Consider the following 15,510-nt stretch of genomic DNA (forward strand, 5'->3'; position numbering starts at 1 on the left):
CATCACTGACGGGGTTTCCTGGCTCTACGAGCAACCTTACTTTTTTGGGTTTCCCCATCCAAGCAGAGGGTCATCTCATCCCCAGGCGTAACTTTCCGAGTGCCCCTCGGTAGTTGGGCTAGCCCTTGCAATGCTTTCATCAAAATGTTGATGGCAGCATTTACGTCTCGACAGTCAACATACCCACAATGAGGACATTTATGGGTGCGAGTGGATAAGGCTTTCTTCACTTCTTGCCCGCAATTAGAACAGTCCTGGGACGTGTAATCAGGTGCAACGGCAATTACTGGCACATCAAACACTTTCCCAAAATACTCCAACCACTGCCTAAACAATGTCCAGCTAGCATCAGATATTGATTTGGCTAAATGATGGTTTTTGACCATGTTTCGCACTTTTAGGTCTTCAATAGCTACCAAGTCTGCCGACTGGACAAGCGCCCTTGCAGTCTTTACCGCAAAGTCTTTACGCCGCCTTGACACCTTGAGATGCGTTCTACCCAACTTCTGGATGGCTTTGATGCGATTTTTGGCACCCTTAGCTCTACGGGAAACACGTTTTTGCGCCTTTTTCAAGGCTTTCTCCGCCTTCCTCAAAAACCTAGGGTTTTCAATCTTGTTGCCATCAGAGTCAGTGTAAAAGTGGTTTAAACCGACATCTATCCCTACCATCCTATTAGTGGGTTCATGGCGTTCTTTTCGCTCCTGGTTGATGGAAAACTGAACGTAGTATCCATCCGCCCTACGAACAACACGGACTCGCTTAATCTGCTCTTTTTGGTAAAAGTGCACGTCACGAGTTCCCCACATCTTGAACGTTCCAGCTTTGAAACCATCCCTGAATGTAATGGTTAATCGGTCATCCGATAATACCCATCCATCAACTTTGTACTCGACTGAGCAATGAGTTTGATGTTTTTTGAATTTGGGAAAGCCTTTCTTGCCTGGAACTTTTTTCTTGCAGTTATCAAAGAACCTAGCGATGGCACTCCATGCTCTCTCGGCACTAGCTTGACAGGCTTGTGCCGAGAGCTTCTTACACCATTCAAATTGTTCTCTAAGGACTTTGCAATATTTGTTGAGGTCGTACTTGTTGACCCCTCTATTGTCCATCCAGTACCGAAGGCAGCTATTTTGAACAAAACGAGCAGTACGGATCATCTCGTTTAAGATGACGTACTGCTCGTCTGTTCCTCGTAATTTTGCCTCGAATACTAGCATGGTTAACTCAATTCTATGTCGAATATATTAGTATAGAGTATTAGATAGTGCAAAAAGCAGGCATAATTGAATACCTGCTTTTTGCTTGGGGGAGTGAAGGCATCCCCACCCTACTCCACTTCGTTACGTTGAGGATGGGGTTCTATCGCTCCCCCAAACGCACCCTACAATTGGGCGACAATTGAACTGAACGACAATTTGCTGGGTGGAAAAGGGTATTTACTCTGCCATCGATTGCAAAGGTAACATCACCGTAAACGTTGTCCCTTTGCCAACTTCACTTTCAACTGTAATCAATCCACCATGCAAATCCACGCATTTCTTGACAATGGCTAATCCTAAACCCGTTCCCTGAATTGTGCCAACATTACCGGCGCGTTGAAACGACGAGAAGAGTTTTTTGATATCCTCTGGCGGAATACCAATCCCTTGATCTTGAATATGGAAAATCGCCGATTCTCCTTCGCAAGTTAACTCAACCTCCACCTCACTCCCCTGGGAAGAATACTTAATCGCATTAGAAATTAAGTTGTTCAAGATATGCTGTAAAAGCTTCTCATCCATTTGAGCATCACCACAGTCGCCATGACTGATAAAGTTAATCGAATGCTGTTGACTGATGCTCATTTCCAGCGTGTCTACAATTTCCCGGCAGAAGGCAATTAAATCCATTGAGGCTGGCTTAAACGTAAGTTTCCCCGCCTCAGCTTTCCCAATTGTCAGCACATCATCCAATAACTGCGTCATCCGACTAACCGCGATTTGAATGCGCTGATAATGAGCCTTTTTCTTCTCATCCGTTAACTTTTTACTGTAACGCTCTAAAAGTTCTGACGATGACAGAATTGCCGTCAGAGGGGTGCGGAATTCATGAGACACCAAGGAAACAAAGCTAGAGCGTAGTTCACTCAGTTCTCGTTCCTTTTCCAAGGATTTAATAATTTCTGCTTCTGCCTTTTTCAACGGTGTAATATCCCGTCCAACTCCCTGAAACTCGACAATATTCCCCTCATTATCGAACATCACTCGTTCGGTCCATTGTTGCCAGCGAATCTCATTGTCTGGCAAAATGACTTGGTGTTCGTAGGTGACGATGGGCTGTTCAACGGAAAGGGTTTTAAATTGCTGGTTGACAAATTCCTGGTCAATTTCCGGAATCTGGGGTTTAAATCGATATCCGATTAATTCGGAGCGTTGTTTGTTGAAATAGCGACAGTAGGCATCATTGACAAAGGTGAATGTGCCATCGGCTTTAAACCGACAAATCAATTCAGTTTGATCTTCAACAATGGCTCGATACCGTGCCTCACTTTGACGCAGGGCTTCCATGGCTCGTTTGCGTTCGGTGATATCCTCCACCATGGCTAAGGTATAGAGAACTTCCCCCTTTTGACCTCGCAAGGCGATGAGGGTTAAATTTACCCAGACTAAATCGTTATTCTTTTTGATATAACGTTTTTCCAGTTGAAAGCTGTCAATCTCCCCGCGAATTAACTGCTGCATATAAGGAACTTCCATCGCCAACTCGTCGGGGTGGGTAATATCCTTAAAGCTGAGTGCCATGACTTCCGATTGACTGTACCCCAGCATGGTATAAAATGATCGATTCACGCGAATGTAGCGATCATTTAAGTCTGCCAATGTCATGCCAATGGGTGCTTCATCAAATACCCGGCGAAACTGTTGTTCACTATTGCGTAACTCGGCTTCGGTTTGCTGATGCTGAAGAATTTCCGCTTGTAGTTGCGCGTTTGCCTGCTGGAGTTCGTGAGTTCGTTCTTCAACTCGCTGTTCTAAATCCCCCATCGCCGTTTGCAGTTTTGCTTCTGCTTGCTTACGATCGCTAATATCCCGACCTTCGGCAATTAAGAGTTCGATTTCGCCGTTTTCCTTTCGCAGGGGTTTGAGGGAAAAGTCAATCGTGATCACGGACTGATCGGGGGCTAATATATCGGCTTCATAGCGAATGGTTTTCCCTGTCGCCGCTTCAGCAATCGCCGTTTGCAACTGCTGTTGAGTTTCGGCAGAAATTGTCCAACATTTTAATTGCCAGAAGGGATATCCGATTACTTGAGAACTATCTAGTTGACAAAAGTCGGTAGCTGTCTGGTTATCAGCGACAACATTCCCCTCTAAGGTTAACAAGCTGGATAATTGGAAAGTTTGATTGAAAACCGCCCGAAATCGCCGTTCACTTTCTCGCAGTTGGGATTCGGCTTGCTGGCGACTCAAGGCGTTGGCAAAAATACCGCCAATGATTTGTAAGAGGGAGAGGTTATCGTCTGACCAAGTTTTTTCGGCGTTAACCGCAGAACACCCTAAATATCCGATTAGATGATTACCTTGGGCAATGGGAACGAGGGTGATAGATTTAGCCCCGGTTAATTCCAGCGCTTGTTTCAGGGAATTGGCTTCGGGGGGCAAATCGCTGCGGTGGGAAATTTGAATCGCTTCTAAGTTTCTCAGCTTTGCTATTCCCCAAGGGTAAGAGGCGGTAGGGAAATCTTGCCATTGAGGTTGGATGGAACTCACGCCCGGTGCATCCCATTCCTGAATGATACTGGCGGTAGCAGCATCTTCTGAGAATAATGCCATATAAGTGCGATCGCACTCGCAAAATTCACCGATTTTTTCCAGGGTATGCTGAATCGCCTCATCAATGCCATCAGAGGACAAGTGGATGAATTGATGGGATAGGCTAGTGATTAACTCCTCAAACTCGATGCGTTCTTTGAGCTTGGCTTCTGTGTGCTTGGTTTCGGTGATGTCTTTGCCAACACCATACAACCTACCATCTTCCACCGGAATGAGTTTCCACGCCAGCCAGCGATAACTCCCGTCTTGGTGGCGAAGGCGATGTTCACACTCAACCGCCTCGGTTGAGTTAAAATGGGCGATGGTGCTGTCGCGATCATCGGGATGAATCAGTTCCTGAGAAGTATGCGATCGCAACTCCTCCTCTGTCCAGCCCAAAACCTTTTCCCATGCCGGATTCAGCGGCTGCCAATATCCCTGTTTGTGCCATATTCCGAATAAATCATCTGATACGCTTAAAAATAAAGTTTGAGTGAATTCCTTGTTGGCTGGTTGATCCATGGATTCACTAGGCGTTTGAAAACTATTCATTTTAATTTGGGTTGTAATCCCTCTGGACGACGGCAAACGATAATGTATTAGATGCACCCCTCTTAATTTTTCAGTATAGTCACGTCATACAGAAGCTAAACATTGTACTACATCAACACCAGATATAGGGAGACTGCTCGGTAATGTAGAGACGCGCCATGGCGCGTCTGGAAGCAGGGGAAGCCCGGAAAAATTCCCCGTATTTCTTTAAAAAAGGTTTACATAAATTCATATATTTGCGTTTATACTAAACATTAAGACTGTCAAATTAACGCAAGCCTAGACCTTCAGGGCAAAATTTTCCCATCCGTTCACCAAAGCAGGGAGAGTAATCCCCAACTCAGACGTACCATGGCACGTCTCTACATAACTTTTTCCGGGGAACCTTCTGCCATCTGCCATCTGCCATCTGCCATCTGCCATCTGCCTTGTCTCTACCCAAAACGGGAGAATTAACCCGAATTTAGTCCAAAAGGGGATCTACCAGCCAACGATAGGTTCGACGGATGCCAATCATCCGATTTGTTGACTATCCTCACCCCAAACTAGGAGTATTTCATGCTGGTAACCACCCCATTAGACAAAAGTATCACAGTTAAACGCCTACTTAAACTGTGGGCAGCCCGTTATGTCCCTGACTTATCCACGCTTTCCTTAACCACTAACAAATGTACAACGATTGAGTTAATGGAAGCCGCCTCTCGTCAAGGGCGAGAGAAAACGGCAACTAAACTCTCTCGACTGATAGAAATTCACTGTAAGTGTGCGGGTATTCGGACAAGTATTCTCTTCTCCTATATTCCCAACGTTGTCAACTTAACCGAATCCCAGGGTATCGCCACATCCTCAGCGCAGGTTTATGAGAAGGTTTTATCTGTCTATCGAAAACAGTCACCAAGTCCATCTTTAATGGAGGCGTTATCTGCAGCAGATACTGTGGATATTTCGACCGATTTATATAAAGTCTCGGTCATGCCCAAATTAGAACTACCCGAAGTTTCCTCCCTGGTTACAATTCTGACCCCAGAATTAATGCAATTTCAGTCCCAGCATTTATCTACCAATAATCAGAATACGCTGGGATTTATGAGTACCCAGTTTCATCTCAGTTCCAAGGTGTTACTGAATCGGTTAAGCCTACCGGAACAGTTATTGCTCTCTCCTTACTTTAAATTTATTGAGGAGCAAGTCTGTATTCCCTGGCAACGGGTATGCACAGCGGCGGCTCAACATTCCCTGAATTCTCCTATACTAGCCTTAGTCGAGCAACTCATTCCCAAGAGTCAGGAAATTGCCACCAGGGTTTATCGCCAAGCATTAGAGCGATTCCCCAATTATCGCAGCCGTCGCGGGAAACTGGATCATCCAGAAGTTAAAACTTCAAGTATTCGTGATGTCGAGATGTTTCAAGCCTATCTATGGGTTTGTGTATTGGAACAGAGTATGGCAGCAATGGAGAAAGAACTCTATCCGTTATGTGAGATGGTTTATCCCAGTGTGAGTGTTAGTTGGGAACTGGTAGAAAAAATGGTTGGACTTTTGACAGAAAAAATTATCATTCGTCTAGACTCTGAGCAACAATCAATCATTCAGCCTTATACCACCGCGATGAATAAATTGTTTGCTTGTCGTTAAAGGAAACGGGGAACCGCCGATTTCAATGGACATCAGTTGAACCGGGAAGGTAGAGATCTAGGTTATGTCTCTACCTTCCTATCTGGCTTATCTCCTACAATAGAGACATTAGAGTTGGTGCAAGTCTCTATGGAAACCATTATTGGCACAGTGTTCGGAATCATCCTGCTGGCGGGACTCAGCGGATTTAAGATTGATCGCGAATATGAACGCGGCGTCATCTTCCGCCTAGGACGGTTCAGCAATGTCAAAGGACCAGGTATGTACTGGATTTTACCGCTGATTGACCAAAAAGCTCAAGTCGATATCCGCACCAAAACGGTGGATATTGCCCCCCAAGAAGCGGTAACGGCTGACAGCGTGACGATTAAAGTCAATGCGGTTTTATATTATCGCATCATTGATCCCTCGCGGGCAATTAATAAAGTCGAAAACTACGAAATCGCAGTTTATCAAGCCGCAATGACAACATTACGGAATGTCGTGGGACAAAATATCTTAGATGATGTCTTGCAAAACCGCGATAAAATCAACCTGCGTGTGCAAGAAATTGTAGACGAAATCACCGAATCATGGGGAGTCGTGATTGAACGGGTAGAAATTAAAGATGTAGAAATTCCCACGAATATGCAACGGGCAATGGCAAAAGAAGCCGAAGCCGTGCGGGAAAAACGGGCGCGTCTGATTAAGGCTTCCGCCGAACAAGAAGCGTCAATTAAGTTAGCTGAAGCATCGCAGAAGATTGTGGAAAATCCAGCCGCTTTGGAGTTACGGCGTTTACAAATGCTGACGGAAATCGGCGCGGAAAATAACACCACAACCTTGATTATGATGCCATCAGATTTTATTACCTTAGCCAAGCAATGGACAGAGGTATTAGATCAGGGAAATAAGGTTGGGAGTAATGGGAGTGTTCAGGTTAAATCGTCGGATGAACCAATTCCCTTAGATTTGTCTTCCATTCCAGAGAATAACCCGTAGTTCGTAGTAAGGGCTTTAGCCCTATCATCGTATTTTATCCAGGGATCAACCTGACAATTAAATCGGGCGCACGTCGGTGCGCCCCTACGTTTTCTTGGTGTAATTATCATCCTCTCAAGTAGGAATTTACCTGATTCAGAATGGCACATTTTTAGTAACGAGGATTCGATAATGACCCATTCAAATCTTAATTCAGTTCTAGAAGATCTTGGGACGACCCAGATTGAAAAACAAGTTCCGGCGTTAGAACAAGCTGTAGACATTGTTGATTCTATTGCTATCCAAGCCGTTGCTGCTTTAAGAACAAGTCCGAATCGCTTTCTAATTGCCGAACGCCTTAAACGTTTGGGTTCAGTGGTTGTGCCGCATCTAGAGAAACTATTCCAGGAATCGGATGATTCAGAAACTCAAATTCTGGCAGCACTTGTGCTACTGCAATTTAACTCACGGGTAGGAGTACCGTGTCTGTTAGATGCCGTAACTCAGGATAAAGACTATGCTGGTTTAGTTGCTGAACATTTAGCTAAACTAGGAATTAAGGAAGCGAATGAACCAATTCTTAATCGTCTCAGAAATTGCCATCTCAAAGAAGTGGATTTAGTGGTTAATCTTCTAGATGCCTTAACCCAACTCGGTGGTGTCTTACCCTCGGACTTGCAGCAACGGTTATCTGCGGCTGATGTGCCTTGGCAAATCCGTACAATGTACCAAAATAATTTGGTTACTCTCTCGAATCCTGAATCTCCAGATTTGAATGATTCTCCGAAAGATCAGTTAACCTTGACCTTCAAGGCTTATTAATCAATCATTTTAGCTCCAATCTCAGAGTTCGTAGTAAGGGAACTTTAGCCCTATCATCGTATCATATCCAGGGATAGATTTTACAATTAAATCGGGCGCACGTCGGTCATTGGTGTCAACTTAAGGTGAAAGCAATACTGACAAGGTTTTAAGCTGTGTTTATCTACTCCTTGACATTTTCCCCCTCATCCCCTAACCCCTTCTCCCACGGTGGGGAGAAGGGGAACCCTCTCCCCCAGCCCCTCTCCCGTGCAAAAAAAGCGAAGCATCCTCTGTATTCCCCCTAAACCTATGACGAAAACCCTAACAATTACTGAAGTCGTTACTTCGCTCAACGAAGCCGAATCGCGGTTCAATATTCGCCGAAATGATCATCTTGAGTTCTTTTCAGAATGGCAAGATTATCTTCCTGAACTCACCCAATCTGAACAGGACACCCTCAACCGGATTAAAACGAGTTACCTCTACAATAGTGCTGATGGTTCAATGACCGAAGCGACCGTTAATTTACTCCTCGTTTCCCCACTATTGTACCTAGCCGGCTTTTGTGATCCGCCCTATAAACTTAAAGGAGAAAAATCAGTCGAATTTACGGTTGAAGAACGAGATGAAACCTATCGCGGACGCATTGACGCTCTCGTGTTAAAAAATCAATTTTGGCTAACCCTCATTGAATCCAAACAAACTAAATTTTCCTTTTCAGTCGCCATTCCCCAAGCCCTCGCCTACATGATGGCTAATCCTCATCCCACACAACCGTCTTTTGGCTTAGTCACTAATGGGGATAACTTCCTTTTCCTTAAATTAATTCAAGAGCCTGTCGGCTACTATGATTTATCCACTGATTTTTCCATCTTTGCCCGTCCGCATAATGAACTATACAACGTTCTGCAAATTATGAAACAAATTGGCACGTTAATTACATGAACAAACCCAGGTTCGTAGTAAGGGAACCTTAGCCCTATCATTGTATTTTATCCAGGGATAAACCTGACAGGTTTGTAGTAAAGGAACTTTAGCCTGATCATCGTATTTTATCCAGGGATAAGCTGTTCGGCATTTAAACCTTAATATCAATAATGGCGCAATCCTTGTAGTGCGTTTAGCGAAGCCATGCCGCAGGCTTTGCATCTTGCTCGCTACCAATATCCAATTTAAATGCATGACAGCTTAAACCTGACAATTCAATCGGGCGCACGTCGGTGCGCCCCTACGGTTTCTGGGTGTAATTCTCATCCTCTAAATAGTTAAACGCAACGGATAATCTCAGCCGCAATATTGGGTAACGGAATCACCCTATCCGCTAACCCCGAATTTGCCACCATTCCTGGCATTCCCCAAACAACACTGGTGGCTTCATCCTGCACCCAAACCTGACCCCCAACTTGGCGAATACATTCACAGCCTAAACGTCCATCTTGCCCCATTCCCGTTAAGATAATGGCTAAGGTATTTGCCCCATACAATTTAGCCACGGAACGAAATAACACATCAACAGCCGGACGACAGGAGTTTTCTGGCGCGTCTTGATGGGTGCGAAGTTGTACACCTTTACCATTTCTCTCGATAATCAGGTGATAGTCTCCTGGTGCTATCCACGCTAACCCTGGTTCTAATTGACCCGATGTATACCCCTCAACCACTTTAATTTGGCATTTTTGCGCTAATCGTTCAGCTAAACGGGTGGTAAATACAGGCGGCATGTGCTGTACGATCACAATCGGTATGGGAAAATTAGCGGGAAACTGGGGTAAAATTGCCTCGAGTGCTTTGGGTCCTCCAGTTGATACGCCGATCGCTAAAATTTTAATCTGAGACTTTACATCAGAGACTGTATCCGTTTGATGCTGTGGAGATGTCGCTGGCAATGGTTCTACACCAGCTTTAACCGGAGTCGAGGGCGAATTGGCACAAAATGCCTTAATTTTGGGAACCAGGTGTTCCTGAATATGTTCGACGGCTTCCTCTTTGCTTTTCGTTTGTGGCTTGGCGACATAATCCGTCGCCCCCAGAGACAGTGCATCCAACGTAGCCGCCGCCCCACGTTCGGTTAGGACACTATACATAATCACAGGTAACTGATGATCCTGCTGGCGAATTGCGGCTAATGTTTCCAAGCCATCCATTTCTGGCATGGCAACATCTAATATCACCACATCTGGTTTTACTTGAGCCAGTTTAGCCAGGGCGATTTTACCATTCGCCGCGACACCGATGACGCAAAGGGCGGGATCAGCTTCGAGTACGTTACTAATCATGCGCCGCGCTAGCACCGAGTCATCAACAACAAGGATATTAATGGTCATTTGTCATTTGTCATTTGTCATTTGTCATTCGTCATTTGTCATTCGTCATTTGTCAAGAGTCCGTTAATATTTAAATTGCCCGACAAGTTGTTCAAGTTCATTCGCCGTTTTTGAGAGTTCTAGGGCTGAATTTTGAGTGTTGCTGGCACTTTGGGCGGTGTTTTGCGCCGCATCCGCGACACCTGTAATGTTGCGGGCAATTTCTTGAGAACCGAGGGAGACTTGGTTAATGTTACGGGCGATTTCATTCGTCGTGGCGGTTTGTTCCTCCACCGCACTGGCAATCGTGGTCTGAAAATCGTTGATTTGATGAATAATGGTAGTAATCTGGGCGATCGCATCCACGGAATGCTTGGTGTCTCCTTGTATGGCTTCGACTTTCTGGCTGATGTCTTCTGTGGCATTGGCGGTTTGTTTTGCCAATTCTTTCACTTCGTTGGCAACCACGGCAAATCCTTTCCCGGCTTCTCCGGCGCGGGCGGCTTCTATGGTGGCGTTGAGGGCGAGGAGGTTGGTTTGTTGGGCAATTGAAGTAATTAACTTGACAATTTTGCCAATTTCTGTACTGCTTACCCCTAACTGGGCAATGGTTTGATTGGTGGTTTCAGCGGTGGTGACGGCGGAGGTGGCGACGGTGGTGGCTTCGGCGGCACTTTTGGCAATTTCTTTGATGCTGGCGTGCATTTGTTCCATACCAATGGCGACGGATTGGGTATTGGTACTCACTTGTTCAGCAGCGGTGGAAACGGTAGCGGCTTGAACGGAGGTTTCCTCGGCTGTCGCCCCCATGGTTTGGCTTTCTAGCGTCAGATGTTCGGAAGCATTACTGAGTGCGATCGCAACTTGGGCAATTTGTTTAACTTGATCGGTCAGATTGCCTGCCATCAGGTTAACATTATCGGTTAATTCTTTCCATGTCCCGTCAACCCCTTCCACCACAGCTTGACCCCCAAGTTGTCCATTGATAACGTCTTGAGTTAATTGGGTGACTTCATGGGCAAAGGTATTGAGTTGATCCACCATCCTATTCAGCGTTGTTTTCAGGGCTAAAATTTCCCCCTTCGCCTCTACAGTAATTTTTTGGGACAAATCTCCCTGGGCGACAGCCGTAGAAACAGCGGCAATATTGCGGACTTGTTCGGTTAGATGTGCCGCCATAAAATTGACAGTCTGGGTTAAACTTAGCCAGCTACCGGATAAGTCGTCAACTGTGGCTTGTCCGCCCAATTTACCTTCAATACCAACGTCTTGGCTGACTTGAGTGATCTCCGTGACAATTGTATGCAAGCGATCAACCATTTGGTTCAAGGTATCTTTTAAGGCTAAGATTTCTCCCTGTGCCTCAACGGTGATTTTTTCACTAAAATTCCCCTCACTAATCGCCGTAGCAACGGTGGTAATACTGCGTACCTGATCAGTGAGATTTTTTGCCATTAGATTTACGTTATCGGTGAGTTCTTTCCAGATCCCGGAAACCCCTGGCACCTCAGCTTGTCCGCCCAGTTTTCCTTCAATGCCTACGTCACGGGCAACCTGGGTAACTTCCACGGCAAAGGTATTCAATTGATCAACCATTTTATTCACCGTTGTACTAATCCGGCGAAAGAGCCCTTTTAAGGGTTTTCCTTCAATTTCTAAGGCAATTTTTTGGGATAAATCACCTTTAGCAACGGCATGGAGTACTCGGGCAATCTCAATCGTGGGGTTAACTAAGCTATTAATAATTTCATTAACGGTATCCACATTAGTCCGCCATGATCCTTTAAGTTCTGGACGGGAATACTGCTTATTGACTTTACCCTCTTGGGCAACCATTTTGCCCATGCTAACTAGGTCAGTGGTAAAGGTTTGGTTAACCGTCACCATTTGATTAAAAATAGTCGCCAATTCTCCGAAGCCGTTATCAGCAGAAAGGCGAACAGAAAAGTCCCCATCTCTTACCGCTGCCAGGGCGTTTTTAAGGTCTTGTAAGGATTGGGAACTGAGTTCAGTTTCTAGAGAGGGTTCGGATGGCGATGGTTCACTTGGCGGATCGACAGGATCAGGGTCATTGGCTGATAAATGATTGGATTCAGTGGTAACCGTTTTTGCGGGTTCCTGATTTTCGACACCCTCCGGATCTTCAAAAAAAACAGCACGTCCAGGTTTACGGTTTTTGATGAGTTTGTTATTTGTCATTTGTCATTCGTTATTCGTCATTTGTCATTTGTCATTTGTCATTTGGGTATCCCTAGCCGATTAAGCAACCGCCGCGATCGCGTTGAGTAATAACTGAAATGAATTGACATCAAAAAACAGGACAATATCACCCTTAACTTGGAGTTCTTCAATATCAAAATGAGTCTGTGCTAAAAGCACATGAGCCTCGTTGTAGCCCATTTTAAAGGACAGAATATGGTCAATATCTTCCTCTTCGTAGCAAGGAATCGCATAGTCCAGTTGTTGCTCCAGTATATTACTAATTGAACCCATAACGCCATTGAGGAGAATATTCCCAACTTCACTCAAGGTACTAATTTTTAGAGAATCCAGATCCGGACTTTCTACATCTTCACCCGTGAGAACTGAGACTAACATGGCGGCACTTTCCGTGGGAAAAATAAGCTGGGCATTTCCCGCGAATGAGCCACTAAACGGTAACTTGACAGCAGAAAGTGGATCAGATCCTAAGCGTTTTTTTTGTTGGTTTTGCATCTCCAAAAGGGGTAATATTTCCACTTCTGGAATTTGCAACCGGATATTATAGTCAATCATTTCGCTCAACATCCCTGCTGCCTGACCCACTCCAATATTAATTAACTCTTTCAAGGCATCTAATTGGTCATGAGTTAAGTCCACGCTGAGGTTCTCCTAGTTTGTTTTTATACTCAGGGCTTGGGTGACTGCCTCGATAATTTCTGGCGCTTTTGGGGGTTTTTTCAGCAGCATAAATGCACCTAAACTTTCACAATGCTGACGCGCACTGTCCTGAATATCGGCAGTGAGGACAATAACCGGAATTTTTGAGCCGCGATCGCGTAATTCTTTGAGTAAACCAAATCCATCCATTTCTGGCATTAACAAGTCGGAAATAATACAATCGGGTGTCGTATTTGCCAGCAAATCCAGACATTCACGACCATTAGCCGCTTCTAGTGTTTCATGTCCACTTTGTTGGATGGCTTTCTTGATCATCCGCCGAGAAAAGGCAGCGTCGTCTGTAATTAAAATTAATCCCATGATGGTCTAGTCCTTATTTACTGTTGATTGGATAACTTTAAGCGGATCAACATGATCCAATTTTGGTTTTAGCTGGATTGCCATGGTTATTTAAACAGGTTGGGCAATCCAGTATATAGGTTTTCATTTGACCCTTTCCTTTTACATCAATTAAACCTCGTTCACGAAACAAATGTGGATTAGATAACTGCTGGTACGTCGCTTCGGTAATCTGAATACAGTTGGATACACCCTGTTGTTCCATCCGGCTGGCGGTATTAACGGTATCCCCCCACAGATCATAGCTAAACTTTTTAGTGCCAATCACACCCGCCACCACTGAACCCGTATGAATACCAATTCTTAAACTGAGTGGATCTCCTGTTTTTTGCATTAGCTGGGTCATGGATTCCTGCATCGCCAGTGCCATTTCTAAACTGACATCAGCATGGTCATCACGGGGAATAGGGAGTCCAGCGGCAACCATATACCCATCGCCAATAGTTTTAATTTTCTCTAAACCATACTGTTCAGTTAATTGATCAAACTCCGAAAAAATGGCATTCAGTTTCACGACTAACTCTCTGGGGCTAACTTGGGCAGAAAGTTGAGTAAATCCTACCATATCCGCAAATAAAACGCTGACATTTTCAAAGTAATCCGCAATCACACCTTCTGACTGTTGCAGCCGTTGAGCAATGGGTTCCGGTAAGATATTCAGCAATAACCGTTCCGTTCGCTCTTGACTCTGAATCAGTTGGATATACAGTTGAGATTGTAGAATTAAGCGACGCACCCGTTGTAGCAGGACGGGCCAATGAATGGGTTTGGTTACATAGTCAATGGCTCCGGCTTCAAAGGCTTGATTAACGGATTTTTTGTCCTCCAGGGCTGTAATCATTAGCACCGGAACTTGACTCATTTTTGGATTTTTTTTGAGTTGTTGACAGCAGGTAAAACCATCCATCAATGGCATCATCGCATCCAGTAAAATAATATCGGGAGACGTATGTTTACAGGTTCTGAGACAGTCTAAACCGTTGGATGCTTCCAGAATCTGATATCCTTCCTTTTCTATCACTCGTCGCATCAACAGTCGCTGAGTTTCTTCATCATCGACGATGAGGACTTGGGGGGACGGTTTTTGATTGTTATTGAAATCAGAAATCAGCATGGAATTATTGAGAAAGCTAAAGAGTTCGTCATTCGTCTTTTGTCATTTGTCCTTTGTAAGGGTTTGAGGTTTGTTGGCAAAACATTAGTACGGTTTTGTTTTATAGCAGTCGCCAAGGCGATTAGGACACAGCAAAATGCTGAAACCTTGACCAGTCAATCTTTTCCCTTCTGCCTTCTGCCCTCTGCCTTCTGCCTTTTGCTATATTTTGTCCAACTACTGATCACGCCAAACGCGAACGTTTAGCGATACCTTTTTGTACTTAGGTCTTACGCAAAGCCTCTATTCTTTAGGGTGGACTCTTGCGAAGTCGAATTTAGGGTGCAGATATGATGTACCTGCGTAAGGTACTGATAATGAAGAACCCTCGTTAGCCAATTTCTTCCATTCGTTACCAGAATGGAATGCACGGTTTATTCTTTGCCGATAGGGAATAAGAAAATGGTAGATTTAGACTGATACACGTAGACGTTGACGCACCGCTTGTAAGGTTTGATGCACTCCCTGGATGAGTTAGCGATTCAGTCTATACCCTGTTTTTGCGCTTATGTTAAATTTTATCAAATTTTCTCTCTAGGTCAAAAGGTTGAGCCTACGCCAAATGTCGTAACTTTTCTAATAGATCTGTTCTAGACGAAAATTTTACCTCGCTGCATCACCAATTTTCCTCAGATAACGTATGAGCTTGTAGCTGTACAAAAAGAGGATCAAGACTGCTGCTTTCATTGGCATAGACGGCATCTAACTGTTGAGTAATCTGATCCTGTTTATGCGCTTGCAAGTAGTCTTGAAGTGCCACCGCATAAAGCTGACTCCGAGATAATCCCATGCGTTTTCCAAATTGTTCCGCTGCGTCAAAAAGCGGATCAGGAATTGAAATGGCTGTTTTCATGATAAGTATAACTATAGTTATACTCGTAGAGTATCGAATTTTTACAACTAGCGCAATAAGCTGTTCGGCATTTAAACCTTAATATCAATAACGGCGAAAGCCTTGTAGTGCGAGCATCTTGCTCGCTACTAATACCCAATTTAAATGCATAACAGCTTAGGTGATACTAAAGACCCT

Annotated in this window: 13 protein-coding genes; 4 read left to right on the forward strand and 9 right to left on the reverse strand. The window is 44.6% G+C overall.

The features are described from left to right. Positions 1–2: 2 nt before the first annotated feature. From RID53_RS17525 to RID53_RS17535, 3 genes are all read right to left on the reverse strand, one after another. The gene (locus RID53_RS17525) at positions 3–1,220 is read right to left on the reverse strand and encodes an RNA-guided endonuclease InsQ/TnpB family protein (RefSeq protein ID WP_446389308.1); all 1,218 of its coding nucleotides are present in this window, start codon (positions 1,218–1,220) and stop codon (positions 3–5) included. Positions 1,221–1,439: 219 nt separating this feature from the next. Next, a complete protein-coding gene (locus RID53_RS17530; RefSeq protein WP_446389309.1) occupies positions 1,440–4,346 on the reverse strand; it encodes a PAS domain S-box protein in 2,907 nt (968 codons plus the stop codon). Between the two features lie 279 nt (positions 4,347–4,625). Further along, the gene (locus RID53_RS17535) at positions 4,626–4,769 is read right to left on the reverse strand and encodes a hypothetical protein (protein ID WP_446389310.1); all 144 of its coding nucleotides are present in this window, start codon (positions 4,767–4,769) and stop codon (positions 4,626–4,628) included. A gap of 135 nt (positions 4,770–4,904) precedes the next feature. On the opposite strand from RID53_RS17535, the gene RID53_RS17540 reads away from it, so the two are divergent. The 4 genes from RID53_RS17540 (at position 4,905) to RID53_RS17555 (ending at position 8,690) form a co-directional block, all read left to right on the forward strand. Continuing rightward, positions 4,905–5,981, forward strand: a complete 1,077-nt coding sequence (locus RID53_RS17540) for a hypothetical protein (protein ID WP_446389311.1) — start codon at positions 4,905–4,907, stop codon at positions 5,979–5,981. A 129-nt stretch (positions 5,982–6,110) separates the two neighbouring features. Beyond that, positions 6,111–6,962 carry a slipin family protein gene (locus RID53_RS17545; RefSeq protein ID WP_446389312.1) on the forward strand — a complete coding sequence of 284 codons (852 nt, stop codon included), beginning with the start codon at positions 6,111–6,113 and terminating at the stop codon, positions 6,960–6,962. A 171-nt stretch (positions 6,963–7,133) separates the two neighbouring features. Then, the gene (locus RID53_RS17550) at positions 7,134–7,763 is read left to right on the forward strand and encodes a hypothetical protein (RefSeq protein ID WP_446389313.1); all 630 of its coding nucleotides are present in this window, start codon (positions 7,134–7,136) and stop codon (positions 7,761–7,763) included. Positions 7,764–8,054: 291 nt separating this feature from the next. Next, complete coding sequence (locus RID53_RS17555) at positions 8,055–8,690, forward strand: type I restriction endonuclease (RefSeq protein WP_446389314.1); 636 nt, start codon at positions 8,055–8,057, stop codon at positions 8,688–8,690. A 320-nt stretch (positions 8,691–9,010) separates the two neighbouring features. Here RID53_RS17555 and RID53_RS17560 read toward each other — a convergent pair whose 3' ends face one another. The 6 genes from RID53_RS17560 to RID53_RS17585 all read right to left on the reverse strand — a co-directional run bounded on the left by RID53_RS17560 (position 9,011) and on the right by RID53_RS17585 (position 15,333). Beyond that, positions 9,011–10,069, reverse strand: coding sequence for a protein-glutamate methylesterase/protein-glutamine glutaminase (locus RID53_RS17560; RefSeq protein ID WP_446389315.1), 1,059 nt, complete (start codon positions 10,067–10,069; stop codon positions 9,011–9,013). Between the two features lie 63 nt (positions 10,070–10,132). Continuing rightward, a complete protein-coding gene (locus RID53_RS17565) occupies positions 10,133–12,247 on the reverse strand; it encodes a methyl-accepting chemotaxis protein (RefSeq protein ID WP_446389316.1) in 2,115 nt (704 codons plus the stop codon). A gap of 60 nt (positions 12,248–12,307) precedes the next feature. Continuing rightward, entirely contained in the window at positions 12,308–12,907 is a 600-nt protein-coding gene (locus RID53_RS17570; RefSeq protein ID WP_446389317.1) for a chemotaxis protein CheC, read from the reverse strand. 12 nt (positions 12,908–12,919) lie between these two features. Continuing rightward, positions 12,920–13,288: a response regulator gene (locus tag RID53_RS17575; protein WP_446389318.1), complete on the reverse strand. Its 369-nt coding sequence runs from the start codon at positions 13,286–13,288 to the stop codon at positions 12,920–12,922. A gap of 46 nt (positions 13,289–13,334) precedes the next feature. After that, complete coding sequence (locus tag RID53_RS17580) at positions 13,335–14,441, reverse strand: adenylate/guanylate cyclase domain-containing protein (protein ID WP_446389319.1); 1,107 nt, start codon at positions 14,439–14,441, stop codon at positions 13,335–13,337. Positions 14,442–15,096: 655 nt separating this feature from the next. Next, a complete protein-coding gene (locus RID53_RS17585) occupies positions 15,097–15,333 on the reverse strand; it encodes a ChpI protein (RefSeq protein ID WP_446389320.1) in 237 nt (78 codons plus the stop codon). Positions 15,334–15,510: the final 177 nt, after the last annotated feature.

Source organism: Coleofasciculus sp. B1-GNL1-01 (assembly GCF_040220235.1).
GTDB lineage: Bacteria > Cyanobacteriota > Cyanobacteriia > Cyanobacteriales > Coleofasciculaceae > Coleofasciculus.